At 42.7% G+C, this 14,329-nt stretch carries 11 protein-coding genes; 9 read left to right on the top strand and 2 right to left on the bottom strand.

Annotated elements, in window-relative coordinates:
* The first annotated feature begins 20 nt into the window (after window positions 1-20).
* From GRQ40_RS13015 to GRQ40_RS13010, 3 genes are all read left to right on the top strand, one after another.
* Complete coding sequence (locus GRQ40_RS13015; protein ID WP_159720144.1) at window positions 21-986, top strand: L-lactate dehydrogenase; 966 nt, start codon at window positions 21-23, stop codon at window positions 984-986.
* 371 nt (window positions 987-1,357) lie between these two features.
* On the top strand, window positions 1,358-1,534 hold the full coding sequence (locus tag GRQ40_RS18335; protein WP_197430989.1) for a hypothetical protein: 177 nt from the start codon (window positions 1,358-1,360) through the stop codon (window positions 1,532-1,534).
* Between the two features lie 76 nt (window positions 1,535-1,610).
* Entirely contained in the window at window positions 1,611-2,759 is a 1,149-nt protein-coding gene (locus GRQ40_RS13010; protein WP_159720143.1) for a rhomboid family intramembrane serine protease, read from the top strand.
* A gap of 3 nt (window positions 2,760-2,762) precedes the next feature.
* Here GRQ40_RS13010 and GRQ40_RS13005 read toward each other — a convergent pair whose 3' ends face one another.
* Window positions 2,763-3,638 carry a hypothetical protein gene (locus GRQ40_RS13005; protein ID WP_159720142.1) on the bottom strand — a complete coding sequence of 292 codons (876 nt, stop codon included), beginning with the start codon at window positions 3,636-3,638 and terminating at the stop codon, window positions 2,763-2,765.
* 128 nt (window positions 3,639-3,766) lie between these two features.
* Between GRQ40_RS13005 and GRQ40_RS13000 the strand changes: the two genes are divergently transcribed.
* Window positions 3,767-5,224 (top strand): spore germination protein, encoded by a 1,458-nt coding sequence (locus GRQ40_RS13000; RefSeq protein WP_159720890.1) that lies wholly within the window; start codon window positions 3,767-3,769, stop codon window positions 5,222-5,224.
* A 103-nt stretch (window positions 5,225-5,327) separates the two neighbouring features.
* Here GRQ40_RS13000 and GRQ40_RS12995 read toward each other — a convergent pair whose 3' ends face one another.
* The gene (locus GRQ40_RS12995) at window positions 5,328-6,689 is read right to left on the bottom strand and encodes an IS1182 family transposase (RefSeq protein WP_159719233.1); all 1,362 of its coding nucleotides are present in this window, start codon (window positions 6,687-6,689) and stop codon (window positions 5,328-5,330) included.
* 425 nt (window positions 6,690-7,114) lie between these two features.
* On the opposite strand from GRQ40_RS12995, the gene GRQ40_RS12990 reads away from it, so the two are divergent.
* From GRQ40_RS12990 to GRQ40_RS12970, 5 genes are all read left to right on the top strand, one after another.
* Entirely contained in the window at window positions 7,115-7,327 is a 213-nt protein-coding gene (locus GRQ40_RS12990) for a YqgQ family protein (RefSeq protein WP_044744522.1), read from the top strand.
* Window positions 7,328-7,334: 7 nt separating this feature from the next.
* Window positions 7,335-8,291 carry an ROK family glucokinase gene (locus GRQ40_RS12985; protein ID WP_066145852.1) on the top strand — a complete coding sequence of 319 codons (957 nt, stop codon included), beginning with the start codon at window positions 7,335-7,337 and terminating at the stop codon, window positions 8,289-8,291.
* Between the two features lie 233 nt (window positions 8,292-8,524).
* Window positions 8,525-9,976 (top strand): 4-hydroxyphenylacetate 3-monooxygenase, oxygenase component, encoded by a 1,452-nt coding sequence (hpaB, locus tag GRQ40_RS12980; protein ID WP_159720141.1) that lies wholly within the window; start codon window positions 8,525-8,527, stop codon window positions 9,974-9,976.
* A gap of 999 nt (window positions 9,977-10,975) precedes the next feature.
* Complete coding sequence (locus tag GRQ40_RS12975; protein ID WP_201295960.1) at window positions 10,976-12,838, top strand: LTA synthase family protein; 1,863 nt, start codon at window positions 10,976-10,978, stop codon at window positions 12,836-12,838.
* Between the two features lie 323 nt (window positions 12,839-13,161).
* Entirely contained in the window at window positions 13,162-14,328 is a 1,167-nt protein-coding gene (locus tag GRQ40_RS12970) for a M14 family metallopeptidase (RefSeq protein ID WP_159720140.1), read from the top strand.
* Window position 14,329 lies beyond the last annotated feature (1 nt).

The following is a 14,329-nucleotide window of genomic DNA, read 5'->3' as shown; positions in this document are numbered from 1 at the left end:
TGAAAGGTGGAGAAGCAAAGATGGCACATTTAGGAAAAAGGGTTGTTCTAATTGGAACAGGTTTTGTTGGCTCAAGTTACGCATTTGCTTTGCTCAATCAAGGCATTACGGAAGAGCTTGTGTTAATTGATGTTAATCAAGAAAAAGCGGAAGGGGATGCAATGGACTTAAACCACGGTCTTCCGTTTTCTCCTTCACCAACGAAAATATGGTTTGGTGATTATCGTGATTGCGAAAACGCCGACCTTGTTGTCATTACGGCTGGAGCCAACCAAAAGCCGGGGGAAACTCGTTTAGATTTAGTTCATAAAAATATGAAAATTTTTGAATCCATCGTTTCAGAAGTCATGAAAAGTGGATTTAACGGAATATTTCTTGTTGCCACAAATCCTGTCGACGTTCTTACCTATGCGACATGGAAGTTTTCAGGGCTTCCGCATGAACGGGTGATTGGCTCAGGAACGATTTTAGATACAGCCCGTTTCCGTTATTTGCTCGGACAGTATTTTCAAGTGGATGCCAGAAATGTTCATGCTTATATTATTGGTGAGCATGGCGATACCGAACTTCCGGTGTGGAGTCATGCAGATATCGGCGGAAAAGCTGTAACAGAGTTTATTCGTGAGCGCAAGCAGTATAAGCAAGAGGACTTAGAAACAATCTTTGCGAACGTTCGTGATGCCGCCTACCATATTATCGAGCGCAAAGGGGCAACCTATTATGGAATTGCCATGGGTCTTGCCCGTTTAACAAAGGCGATTTTACAAAATGAAAATTCTGTGCTGACGGTATCTGCTTATTTAAACGGTGAGTATGGCCATGCGGATATTTATATCGGCGTTCCAGCCATCGTCAATCGCGGCGGCATCCGTGAAATTGTAGAGTTAAAGCTGTCAGAAACGGAAAAAGCGAAATTCTCCCATTCAGCCACGGTATTAAAAAATGTTCTTAACCCTTTTTTCGGAAATAAAGCGCATCCTTCATAAAAAAGCTGTGTTAGTTGTAGACAATGTCCATTTGGACTTTGTCTACAACTATTTTAACATCGTCCACCGAGAAGTCTCCTATCTCTTAACGGAGAGTAGGTGAGGGAGGTTTATGCAACATCCGTTCATGGTGACATTCTACTTGCAGACCGGCTGGACAACGCTTGGCAGAAAATGAGCGTAGTCGAATGAAGACGCAAATCGAACAAAAGACGCTTATGAGTGTGAGTGGACGAACGGGGCCAGTGTCACAGAATGAAAGCGTTTATCCATAGTCTGACGCATCCTTCATAAAGCATAAAGGATGCGTTTTATAATTTATCGGTTTTGGGGAAAAAGAATAGAGAAATCATGAATGGGAGGCGAAAAAAGTGAATAAAACGATATATGCCATTACGGCTGTAATCGCTGCGATTTTCCTGTATCGCTATCGTTATCGGTTGCTGAATGGAGCATTGAGCATTCGTCCCTTGCAGACACTGCTTGTGCGTGCAGGAATGAGCATTCCATTTGTTCGCAAAGCAGTTGTTTCGCAAGTTTTTCATTAATTATGGTACAATGGCTAAAAAATAAGCTTTTCGTCATAGCACGTGGTTTTTAACGATATGAAAGGGAGAGGGAAACGTGGATCTGTTTTATTGGCAGCTCGTATACTTTTTGGTGAAAAACCGCTATCGAATTATCAAATTATCGAATGCGCCTCATGAAATATGGTTAGAGTCTTTCGAGCATAAAGGCGCTCCGCTTATTCGGCTTGTGCGGTATGATATCGATTGGAGCAGCTGGCTCCAACGTGATCTTGAATATACGCGCCAGATAGCTGAACAGCTGCAAAAACGGCATTTACGCCGTTCGCTTCCAATCTTGAATATCTATATTTCCGCTTATCCGCCGGTTGATGATTGGGAATGGATCGTGAATGAACCCACTGAGCATTCGAGCTTACATACGATATTGGTTCATTCAGCCAACCGGATGCAAGCGTTGCAGGACATAAGCCAAATCATCCATGTTTCCGTTTCGCTGCCCGCGATCGAACACGACATGGACCCCCAGTTTGCGATCCAGTCTATCCAAAGGCATGTCTTCCGCCTAGAAAAAGAAAGGCAAGAAAAAGAGAAGCGCCTGATGGAGCACGGCCAGCCACGGATCGTTTATGCATTAATCGCGATCCAAGTATTGATGTTTCTTTTTCTTGAATGGAAAGGAGGCAGCACGAATTCTGCTGTGCTGATTCAATATGGAGCAAAGTTTAACCCGCTGATTCAATCTGGGGAATGGTGGCGGCTGATTACACCGGTTTTTTTACATATTGGTTTTCTTCATTTATTAATGAATACAATGGCGCTATATTATTTAGGAATCGTGGTCGAACGTTTATATGGCTCTTGGCGCTTTTTGTTTATTTACTTGTTGGCAGGCTTCTTCGGAACAGTCGGCAGTTTTTTATTCACCTCTTCCATCTCCGCAGGAGCGTCTGGAGCGATTTTCGGCTTATTTGGCGCCCTTCTTTATTTTGGTACGGTATACCGCCATCTTTTCTTTCAAACAATGGGGACTAATATTATAGGATTAATCGTGCTTAATCTAGGGTTGGGACTGTTGATTCCCGGGATTGATAACGCCGGACATATCGGTGGTTTGATTGGTGGTTTTCTGGCAGCCAATATCGTTCACTTGCCGCTCCATCGTTCATGGAGCAAGCAATTGCTTTCGTTTCTCGTGACATTGTCATTGCTTTCTTTTAGTTTATATATGGGATTTAAAGGATAAAGATTATGGGGAAATATGCTGGCGCAATTGCACAGTTTCCCCATTTTTCGTTTTCGTCAAAATAATTAAATGGGAGTAGTCTTTACTTATTAAAAGAAGCGGAACGGTGCTTCCAATTGGCGAAGTAATCGATCCATCCTTTTGTTTGATTCCTAAAAAATAGTTTTTGTACAATCCTTCCCATAGATTGCCGATAATGGCTTGGGTTTTTGCTTGCGAAAGATCAGGAAACGGCTGCTCGTTATAGGAAAGCAGCTCTGGCAAATACAAGTGATAGTAGCGTCGTTCATTAACCCCTATTTCTTCAATCATTGCTTTAGCTGTATATTTAAGAAGCTGTGAGGAGTCTTTATTTAATACTCGCTGCCATTCTTTTTCATTTGCTGTTTTGGCGTGACGGAAAGAAGTAAATGGAGAGTATGGAGAAGCAATGACATATAATTGATCACCACTCATTTTTTGACTGCTCGTAATGGTGTCTCCGCGATGAATCTCTCCATAGTGAAAAGAAATCGCTTGGAAAAAATGACTATCGGTCGACTGAAAGGACCGTTCTTGCCGCAGTGATTGGTCAGCCTCTCTCCATTTAGACAAAGTCCCCATTAAACGTCCATCTGCAAACAGCAAAGAAATATCTTGCCGCAAATACACTTTTTCGTTTAAAGAAGAAGAGACCGTCCAAGAAAGGGAATATGAATGGTGCGATTTTGGTGACCGAGCATGTAAAACGGTTGCGGTTTGCTGAAAGCTAGCCTCTTGGTCAATAGGAAAAAAAGTGATGGCCTCTTGTGATGGATTCTCAAAAGAAAACGGAAAAAGATAAAGGCTTATCAATAGTGTGACAAATAGAGGGATCATCCAAAAAAGTGCTCGCTTCATATTTTTCCTCCAATAATATGGACAAGTTTTCACCAATGTATATGCAGAGAATTTGGAAAATATGTATGAATTCTCGCGCGGCTGTCAATGCTGGAGGATAAATGAGAGATCGTGCAGGTGAAAAAACGATGGAACGAACAAAGCGGGCTATTTCCACATCATTGTCTGAAAATGTTGCTTATTTGCGTGAGCGTCTAGGTGTTGGCAAAAGTTTTGATGTTATTCATTTAGATGTAGAATATGCAGGACGCAGCATGGCTTTTTTTATGATTGATGGATTTGTCAAAGATGATATCTTGCACTATATCATGAAGTTTTTAGCAACCCTTGATCAACAAGCGCTTCAGGAAAGTCCGATCGAGAAATTGTTAAAAACATATTTGCCTTATGTTGAATTAGAAAAGACGGATGATTTAAATCGAATTGTCGATGGAGTGCTTTCAGGTCCTACGGCATTAATGATCGATGGGATCGCTTATGCTATTTTGATTGATGCTCGCACGTATCCGGTTCGCGGACCGCAAGAGCCGGATATGGAACGGGTGGTCCGCGGCGCACGTGACGGCTTTGTCGAAACCATTGTTTTTAATACGGCGTTGACGAGAAGGAGAGTGCGCGACCGAACGCTGCGTATGGAATATATGCAAGTAGGGAGGCGATCCAAAACCGACATTTGTGTCTGTTATATTGAGGATATCGCAAATCCGGAAATTGTTCGTAATGTGAAGGAATCGATTTCCAAAATTGATACAGATGGGCTGCCAATGGGAGAAAAAACACTTGAAGAATTTATTTCTGGACGACATTGGAATCCTTATCCGGTTGTCCGGTACACGGAACGGCCAGATACGGCGGCCGTTCATTTATATGAAGGTCATGTCTTGGTCATGGTTGACGGCTCACCCAGTGTCTTGATTATGCCAGCGACATTTTGGCACCATTTACAGCATGCGGAGGAGTATCGCAATAAACCCATTGTTGGCGCCTATTTGCGCTTGGTCCGCTTTTTAGCTGTTTGGGCCTCGCTTTTTCTGCTGCCGCTATGGTATTGGGCGATGACTAATTCTGATCAGCTGCCTAGTGCCCTTTCCTTTATTGGGAAAGCAAGTACAGGAGATCTTCCGTTATTTGCCCAGCTCATTGTGATTGAACTCGGTATTGATATGCTAAGAATGGCGGCGATTCATACGCCTTCCTCCTTAGCGACGGCACTGGGACTTGTGGCGGCTCTGATGATTGGGGGAATTGCTGTAGAGGTCGGCATTTTTTCCAATGAAGTCGTTCTTTATTTTTCTATTGCAGCGATTGGTACATTTGCGACACCAAGCTATGAGCTGGGATTGGCGAACCGCCTTGTGCGCATTGGCTTACTCATTGCTACCTCTTTATTTGGCGTTTACGGTTATATCGTTGGAATTACGTTGTGGGTTATGATGCTAGCGCGCATGAAATCCTTTACGATTCCTTATTTATGGCCCTTTATTCCGTTTTCCTACCGGGCGATGCGCGATGTGTTGATCCGCTCTCCTATTCCGTTAAAAAATCGAAGACCGACCGTGCTGCATCCGCGCGATCCCGATCGATAAAAAGGCTTATCTTTTCGTAAGATAAGCCTTTACAAAGTGTTGAAAAAGTCAGGCGTCAAGAAAAAGTTCACGGAACATGTGAACTTTTTCTTTTCTTTTGGCTTTACATTTGGTACGTTAAAGATAGGCCATAGAGTTGAAGCGATCGTAATTTGGCCCATTTTTTTAGGTTTTGGATCATGGCGGTGATCCAAACCTGAATCTGTACGTATCGAACTCCTCGGTACCGCGCAAAGCGAAGACCGTGGAGTTCTTTGCTTTCTGCGAAACTTCGCTCGATCGTGGCGGGACGAACTGATCGCAACACCTTGCCCCTTGCCGATAACCGACGATTCCTCATTCGATCATAGATGTCTTGATGAACGGATACTCGGAAGACGCGATCCTTGGGGCCTTTGGCGGCAGGACATCCCGCACAGCTTCCTTTCATAGCGGGTCGATATTCATGATAACCGGTACGGGTGGAGGTCGAATAGGTCAATTTCACCCCACACGGACACGCATACACATCGTCCGCGACCCACCGAAACTGTGCCGAACGACAATCGGGGTGTTCTTTTCGATGAACACGTCGATACGATATATACGCTTCCATCCCTTTGTTTTCGAGTACTCGCCCAAGTCGTGCGTTATAATAGCCGGCATCCAAGACGATTTCTTTTGGAACCATACCGACTCGCTGTTGGACTCGCTCGATTCGATCCATTAATACGCGATGTCCTGGTACTGTCGCAGCGGTCACATACGCGTCCAAAATCAAGTTGTGAAGGGTATCCACGATTCGATGATCATGAAAGGCAAAGAGACCTCGTGGGTCATGTTTGACCGATAGGCCCGCGTCCGGATCCGTTGTACTGCAGATGATGGTTTTCGTCCTTTCTTTTGCGGCTTGAGGAGGAAGGGGTTTTTTTCCGTGCTGTCGTCGTTTTTCATTCACGAGTTTCAACACCTCCTCCTCTTCTTGATCCACCACGGTCTGAACGACTTGGATCCGTTTGCGTTTATTAGCGTGGGCTTTTAACTCGGTTTCATCGGCTGCCCACGTGTCGGGCGATAAAAATCCTTCTTCATGAATTTGTCGAAGGACACGCTCAAACATCGATTCCCATACTTGGGGATCGACTCGATGACGGAGGAATTTGGACACACTCGAGTGACAAGGAACGGAATCGTGAAGGGAAAGACCTAAAAACCAACGATAGGTCATGTGTTGTTGGATTTGTTTACAGGTAAATCGAACGGAACGAAACCCTTCTAGGTATTGGATCATGAGGATTTTTACCAAGATTAAAGGGTCGATGGAAGGACGGCCTGTGTTCATCGAGTAAAACGGTTGGAGTAAGCGATACACATGATTCCAATCCATGAAACGATCGATTTGAACCAACACATGATTCGAATCGACCATGGACTCATACGCTCGACGGTTTTCTTGAATTTCTAAATTCGATCGGTAGAAATACATAGGGGAGCTCTCCTCATCGGTATTTCCTTCATATATATCATAAAAAAACGATTTTGTCGTTGACAAAATCGTTTTTCAACAGTCTGAAAAGGCTTATCTTTTCGTAAGATAAGCCTTTAACTGTTGATAAACACTTTCATTCTGCATTACTGGTTTCGCTCGTCTCATACATTTTGTTCGATTTGCATCTTCCCTCGTCTATGTTTCTTGTTAACCAAGCATTTTCAAGCGAGTCTGATATAGAAAAATCATAATTAATTTAAATAATGACCGGCAAAGCCAAAAGTGACTTTTTCTACAATCTGAAGCCTTCTTTTATGTTTTTTATAGTAGGGATCGTTTCCTTTCTTGACGGCTTGCTCCGTTTGTTTATAAATTTATAATATGTACAAAAACGATATATAACATATAGCGCGGGTGAAAAGATGAAAACGGTTTATGATGTTCAGCAGCTTTTAAAAAAGTTTGGAACGATTATTTATGTAGGCGATCGGGTAGCTGATTTAGAGTTAATGGAGGAGGAGCTAAAGGAGCTATATCAATCGCAGCTGATTGATGTGCAGGAATACCAAATGGCGCTGTTGATCGTGAGGCATGAGGCACAAATGGAACGAGAAAAACGAATGAAAAAGGGATGAATAGAACATGGAAAAATGGTTAGCAGGTGTTGATTTAGGTGGCACAACAATTAAAATGGCGTTTATCAATATATATGGGGAAATGATTGATAAATGGGAAATCGATACAAATCATACTGATCACGGAAAACATATTGTTACTGATATTGCTAAAGCAATTGATCAAAGGTTGGAAAAGCACGGTCAAGGAAGAGAGAAGCTACTAGGGATCGGCATGGGGGCGCCTGGTCCTATCAAAGGAGACACAGGAGTCGTTTATGAGACAGTCAATATTGGCTGGAAAAACTACCCTTTGAAAAACCTGCTTGAGGCGGAAACATCGCTTCCTGTTGTTGTGGATAACGATGCTAATATGGCAGCCATTGGGGAGATGTGGAAAGGAGCAGGGAATGGCGCAAAAAATTTAGTTTGTGTCACGCTTGGGACAGGAGTTGGCGGCGGTGTGATTGCCAATGGTCAAATCGTGCGCGGAACGAATGGTGCAGGTGGTGAAATTGGCCATATTACCTCCATCCCGGACGGAGGAGCTGCTTGTAATTGCGGAAAAACGGGCTGCTTAGAAACGATCGCTTCGGCAACAGGAATTGTGCGTATCGCAAAAGAAAAGCTGACCAATAGCGAAGCTGATAGTATATTGCGGCAAGCAGAGCATGTAACGGCCAAAGATGTATTTGACGCAGCTAAAGCCAATGACAGATTGGCGCTTGAAATCGTTGACTTTGTCACCTTTCATCTGGGGCTGGCTCTCGCTCATGTTGCCAATGCCTTGAATCCGGAAAAAATTGTCATTGGCGGCGGTGTATCCAAAGCTGGTGACATATTAGTTCAGCATACCGGCCATTATTTTAGACGTTTTGCTTTTCCTCGTGTAGCAGAGGGAGCTTCTATTGTTACGGCAACGCTCGGCAATGATGCTGGAGTGATTGGCGGTGCTTGGCTGGCCAAACAAGCGTTTTTATTATAGCAGCATAAAAGGCTGATTGTTTCATGCAATCAGCCTTTTTCTTATATGAACCGCATGGCCAAGTTTATTCGTAATTTTAAAGAGACGAAGGGAAAGAACGGCTGACATGTAGTAAAATGAGCGATCTCTCCATAAAAATAGAATGATGGTTCATGGTGAAATCACTCGTACATCCTTCTGAGCATACAATACTCGTAAATATTTTGGAGCAGTGGCCAGAAGGAGGAAGAACCATGGGGATTATTAGAGGAAGCGAGTATATTGAAAGGATTGACAATCAGCAGGCGGATGTTTGGATCGATGGTACCCCCGTCACGGGGAAACGATCTGAGCATCCAGCTTTCTCGGGAATTATGCGCAGCCAAGCGAAATTGTATGATGCTCAGCATCATCCAGATAAGCAACACATTCTTACGTTCCGGTCTCCAAACGGCGAATTAGTAGGTGCTTCTTTTTTGCGTCCGACGACAAAAGAGGATTTGGAAAAAAGACGTCTCATGTTTCAGGAGTGGGCGAAAATCAGTGCCGGCATGATGGGAAGATCACCTGACTACATGAATACAGCTGTCATGGCCTTAGCTGCTGCTGCCGATATGTTTGCGGAGCAACGACCTGAGTATGGCGAGCATGTACGTCATTTATATGAGCAAGCAATGAAGCATGATTGGTCTTTTACACATACGTTTATTAATCCTCAGAAAAACCGTTCTCTTGGTTATATAGAAGATAATGAGGAGATTGTGGCGGCTAAGGTCGTCGATGAAACAGCCGATGGCATTGTCTTAAAAGGAGCGCGTCTTTTGGCTACTCAGGGAGGAATCACCGATGAGCTCCTCGTTTTGCCTGCTGGCGGCAATTATATTGGTGATGAGTATATTTACGCATTTTCTCTTCCGACAAACACGCCAGGATTAAAGTTTATTTGTCGCCCATCGTTTGCAGGCGGCTCGTCGGCGTTTAATTATCCGCTAAGTTCGCGATTTGATGAAGTGGATGCGCTTGTTGTTTTTGATCATGTGCTTGTACCGTGGGACCGTGTATTTTTATATAAAAATGCATGGCTGGCTAAAGAACTGTATACAGAGAGCCATTTATCGGCGATGCTTTTGCATCAGGTACTTTCCAGGAGAGTAGTCAAGACGGAATATTTTCTTGGGGTCGTGCATTTGCTGATTGAATCAATTCAAATTGGGGAATATCAGCATGTCAAAGAAAAAGCAAGTGAAATTGCTGCTGCATTAGAAGCGTTAAAGGCATTGCTGCTGGCATCAGAAAGGGAGGCGAAACCAGATCGCCGCGGTACGATGATTCCTGCCCTAGAACCGTTATCTGCGTCAGCCTTTTTATATCCGCGAATGTATCCGCGTTTTGCAGAAATTGTTCAATTGCTTGGCGCCAGCGGCCTCGTTTGTTTGCCGACAGAAAAGGATTTTGCTTCTCCTATTCGTTCAGATTTAGATCGCTATTTACAGGCAGCGACGCTGGAGGCTGAAGATCGGGTACAATTGTTTCGCTTGGCATGGGATATGACCATGAGCGCGTTTGGAACAAGACAAACGCTTTATGAACGCTTTTTTTTCGGTGATCCTGCGAAGTTTTCCGTCAGTTTTTACAACGGGTATGATAAAACGAAATGTGTTCAAATGGTGCAGCAGTTTTTAGAAAGTACGAATGCTAACGGATAAAGCGAATGGAACTCTCCAACCTGCCATCTTACAAAACGAAACATAAGGTTAGACCTTATTGATAAAACGGACGATTGGTTCATAAAGGCAGAGGGAGCTTCTATTGTTCCTAATCCCCACTTAGGAAAGAAGTCTCCCTTTTTAAGCGTGTAAAAATGGTAGGGAGAGATAAATTTCGGTGGGCGATCACCCCGATTTTTGCTATATTCGATCGCTCATGTTCTTTGTTCGCCGGATATATGGGGTGTCTGGAGAAAAAGCGTGCGAAAACCAAGCATTTTTTCATGCACAAAATATCTAAGTACGAAAGCACTCGAATTGTCGGATACAAGCGATCAAATCACCCGAAGGAACATTGAGGACCATTTTCGTTGTGGAGCAGAGAAGCTTCTATGTTCAAGCGTTAGGGTAATCCCCAGAAGAAGAATCCCTATTTTCTCGACGATCGGCTCCCTGTTAAAATCAGATCATCCCCTGCTCACTTTGGAACAAAGATGGACGCATCTCCCTATTATGATGATTGAACAAATCCAAGTGAAACTTTTTCTTGGTGACAAACGTATATCCATGATGCATGCAGTACCTTCAGAAAGGCCCTTTTTACATAGAAATGTGGCTTGCGAGTCAAATGGCTAATAGACTGCTAGCATGAAAAGTTTTGTCGCGACTCTGGAAGGGTTGAATGACTAGCTCTCTATATCAAACTGAAAAAATATGTCCGGAAGGTTCTGAGCCCTATCGCTTTCAGGCCCATGGATGGTTCTGTGAAGCAGCATTGCTTGATCGTTCGACTGTCAACAAACAGTTTTTACCCTCTATTTATACAAAAATGAACGTGTCGAGTTACATCTATAGGAAGTTGTTGCAAAAAGTTTATGTATCGGCCATATAACAAAAATAAGTTGCCTTTTTGTCAAAAGAATATTAAGATATATGGTGGAAAATAGGAATAATATCCATTTTATGGTTTGTTTCTGGTAGAAGAAAGGATGGAACAAAATGATCAGAAAGCATCGCTTTTTGCTGATCGCCATAGTTTGGTTATGGCTGAAGACATATATTGTCTATAAAACTAGCTTTGATATTGAAATTGAGTCATCGCTTCAAGAGTTTATCTTATTTATTAATCCATTAAGCTTTTTATTGCTTGTTTTCGGATTTGCTTTATTTATGAAAGAAAAATGGCGCAACCGCTACATTGTTGCCATTAGCTTTTTAGTCACCGTTTTGTTGTATATTAATGTAATGTTCTATCGATTTTTTAACGATTTTATTACGCTTCCCGTACTGTTTCAAACGAGTAATTTAGGGGATTTAGGGAATAGCGTGTTTGAGTTGTTCCACTTTGCTGATTTATTGATGTTTGTCGATGTTGCTCTATTTGCATGGTTGGTTTGGAAAAAATCGTCGTTTGTGGCATTTGAGCGCGTGACAAAAACAGAACGCTCTGCTTACTTTTTAATATTGACCGCGCTTGTTTTAGTGAATCTCGATCTTGCAGAAGGACAAAGACCGGAGCTATTAACGAGAACGTTTGACAGAAAAATGCTGGTCAAAAATATCGGCATGTACAACTATTTAATTTATGATGCCGTTTTGCAATCGAAGACAAAAGCGCAAAGAGTGTTAGCGAATGGCAACGAGCTCGCTGAAATTGAAAACTATATTCGCGCGAATGAAAAGGAACCAGATCAGCAATTGTTTGGCATCGCTAAAGACCGCAACGTGATTATTGTGTCAATGGAATCGTTGCAGAGCTTTGTGATCAATAACCAGATCAATGGACAAGAGATTACTCCGTTTTTAAATGATTTTATCAAGGAAAGCTACTATTTTGATCATTTCTATCATCAAACAGGACAAGGGAAGACATCTGATGCGGAGTTTTTAATTGAAAACTCCTTGTATCCGCTTGGACGCGGCGCGGTTTTCTTTACTCATGCGACCAATGAATACCATGCCACTCCGGAAATTCTAAAAAACAAGGGCTATTATACCGCCGTATTTCATGCTAATAATAAAAGTTTTTGGAATCGCGACGTAATGTACCATTCGCTTGGTTATGACCGATATTTTTCCTTGGATGATTTTCATGTGACAGAAGAAAATTCGGTAGGTTGGGGATTAAAGGATCAGCATTTCTTTGAGCAATCCGTTGCGCATTTAAAAACATTGCCTCAGCCGTTTTACGTTAAGCTGATTACGCTGACTAACCATTTTCCATTTGAATTAGAGGAAGAGGATCGAATGGTGCCGGAGTATACGTCGAATGATCGGACTGTCAATCGCTATTTCCCGACGGTTCGTTATATGGATGAGTCGCTGAAAATGTTTGTTGAATGGCTGAAGAAGGAAGGGCTCTACGAAAACTCTGTCATTATTTTATACGGCGATCACTATGGCATTTCGGAAAACCATAATGAAGCGATGGCGCAGTATTTAGGAAAAGAGGAGATTACTCCTGTCGACCATGTTCAATTACAGCGGGTTCCTTTAATCATCCATATTCCAGGGGTGACGGATCAGCATCCAAAAGTCATTTCGAAAGTAGCGGGACAAATCGATGTGAAGCCAACTTTGCTTCATTTATTAGGAATTGACACGAAAAATGATATTCATTTTGGTCAGGATTTGTTCGCTCAAGACAAGCTAAATTTGGCGATATTGCGAGATGGAAGCTTTGTTACAAAAGATTATGTTTATAAAGATAATACTTGTTATGATAAAAAGACAGGATTGAAAACAGATAACTCACATTGCGAGCCGTATGCGGAAAAAGTGAAGCAGGAACTTGATTATTCCGATAAAATTATATATGGAGATTTACTCCGTTTTTATAATGAAAAAGCGGAAAACGAGTAGTCGCTTGCCGACTACGGCAGAAAAGTCAGGAATCTAGCGTATCAATCGGGTTGATTGGATGATCCACATCACTGGTTATGTTATATCTAAATGTAGTTTGTCGGTTGAAAAAATTCGTGGCTCCCAATCTAATTGCTTCACTTATTGTCTTCGGGTGGTAATCAATATGGTGAATGAACGGTAACTGTCAAAACTCATTAGACAGAAAGCGCTACAGGCCCCATTCATGATGGAATGGGGCCTGCGCTTGTTTATCGGTCATTTTCTTTTCACTCCATCATATGTTGAAAAGAAGGAAAGAAATGAAGGAGGCGATACAACGGATGATTCGTGCCCGACAAGGCGATACGTTGCATATGTATAGCCAATGGCTGGCTATTCCGCACGAGTTAATAGCGGAAGCAAATCCGCATGTAAGTAATGAATTGCATGATGGTGAAATCATTCAAATTCCAGGATATGATGTCGTCGCGTATCATAGTCAAACATCAGAAACACTGGAGCAAATCGCCTGCTTGGCTTCGCTGCCTACAGAAGTGCTGCAGCGAATGAACGATGACCGTCTTCCATTACGAATTCCCCGGCGGATTGAGGCGACATTGGTTAATGGACAAAAACCGTATGATTTTGCTAGTATGAAACAAGATATTGACGACCTATGCACACATTACCCCTTTATTAAACAAAAAGTAATTGGAACAAGTGTATTAGGGCAGCCGATCATAGAGTTGACGATTGGATGCGGCCCGAAAAAAATTCATTTGAATGGCTCCTTTCATGCGAATGAATGGATCACGACGGCGGCCATTATGTCATTTATTAATGAGTATGTACTGGCATTGACAAATGGAAATGTCTTGTTTGGACATACGCTAATGGATTATTACAAAAAAGTAACATTGTCAATTGTGCCGATGGTCAATCCAGATGGAGTAGATTTAGTGTTGAACGGACCGCCAAATCAAGAACCATATCGAAGCGAAGTATTGCGGATCAATCAAGGAGAACGAGATTTTTCGCAATGGAAAGCGAATATTCGCGGAGTCGATTTAAATAATCAGTTTCCAGCTAAATGGGAAATAGAACAAGCCAGAAAAATCCCGAAATCACCTGCCCCTCGCGACTTTCCGGGATTTTCCCCTCTGACAGAGCCTGAGGCGAAAGCCATGGCAGATTTAGCCTACAATCGTGATTTTGAAATAATAGTGGCGTTTCATACCCAAGGAAAAGAAATTTATTGGGGATATGAAGGCTGGGAACCGGAAGACGCGGAACCGATTGTAAACGCATTAGCAAAAGCGAGCGGATATCAAGCAGTCCGTTATATTGATAGCCATGCCGGTTATCGTGATTGGTTTATTCAAGAATGGAAACGTCCAGGCTATACGGTTGAGTTGGGTGAAGGAGTCAATCCGTTGCCGCTCGAACAGTTCGGACAAATTAAAGAGCATGCTTTAAAAATGCTGCTTTCCTTATTGGCCATCAGTTGAA

The organism is Anoxybacillus sp. PDR2 (genome assembly GCF_009834045.1).
Classification (GTDB): Bacteria; Bacillota; Bacilli; order Bacillales; family Anoxybacillaceae; genus Anoxybacteroides; species Anoxybacteroides rupiense.
The sequence above is the reverse complement of the archived record's forward strand: the minus strand, read 5'-3'. Positions and strand labels throughout refer to the sequence as shown.

What these genes read in the sequence shown, in the direction of transcription:
- GRQ40_RS13000 (WP_159720890.1), top strand. Translation starts at nt 3,767, where the DNA reads ATGGAACGAACAAAGCGGGCTATTTCCACATCATTGTCTGAAAATGTT.
- GRQ40_RS12985 (WP_066145852.1), top strand. Translation starts at nt 7,335, where the DNA reads ATGGAAAAATGGTTAGCAGGTGTTGATTTAGGTGGCACAACAATTAAA.
- GRQ40_RS13005 (WP_159720142.1), bottom strand. Translation starts at nt 3,638, where the DNA reads ATGAAGCGAGCACTTTTTTGGATGATCCCTCTATTTGTCACACTATTG.
- GRQ40_RS12995 (WP_159719233.1), bottom strand. Translation starts at nt 6,689, where the DNA reads ATGTATTTCTACCGATCGAATTTAGAAATTCAAGAAAACCGTCGAGCG.
- GRQ40_RS12975 (WP_201295960.1), top strand. Translation starts at nt 10,976, where the DNA reads ATGATCAGAAAGCATCGCTTTTTGCTGATCGCCATAGTTTGGTTATGG.
- GRQ40_RS12990 (WP_044744522.1), top strand. Translation starts at nt 7,115, where the DNA reads ATGAAAACGGTTTATGATGTTCAGCAGCTTTTAAAAAAGTTTGGAACG.
- hpaB (WP_159720141.1), top strand. Translation starts at nt 8,525, where the DNA reads ATGGGGATTATTAGAGGAAGCGAGTATATTGAAAGGATTGACAATCAG.
- GRQ40_RS12970 (WP_159720140.1), top strand. Translation starts at nt 13,162, where the DNA reads ATGATTCGTGCCCGACAAGGCGATACGTTGCATATGTATAGCCAATGG.
- GRQ40_RS13015 (WP_159720144.1), top strand. Translation starts at nt 21, where the DNA reads ATGGCACATTTAGGAAAAAGGGTTGTTCTAATTGGAACAGGTTTTGTT.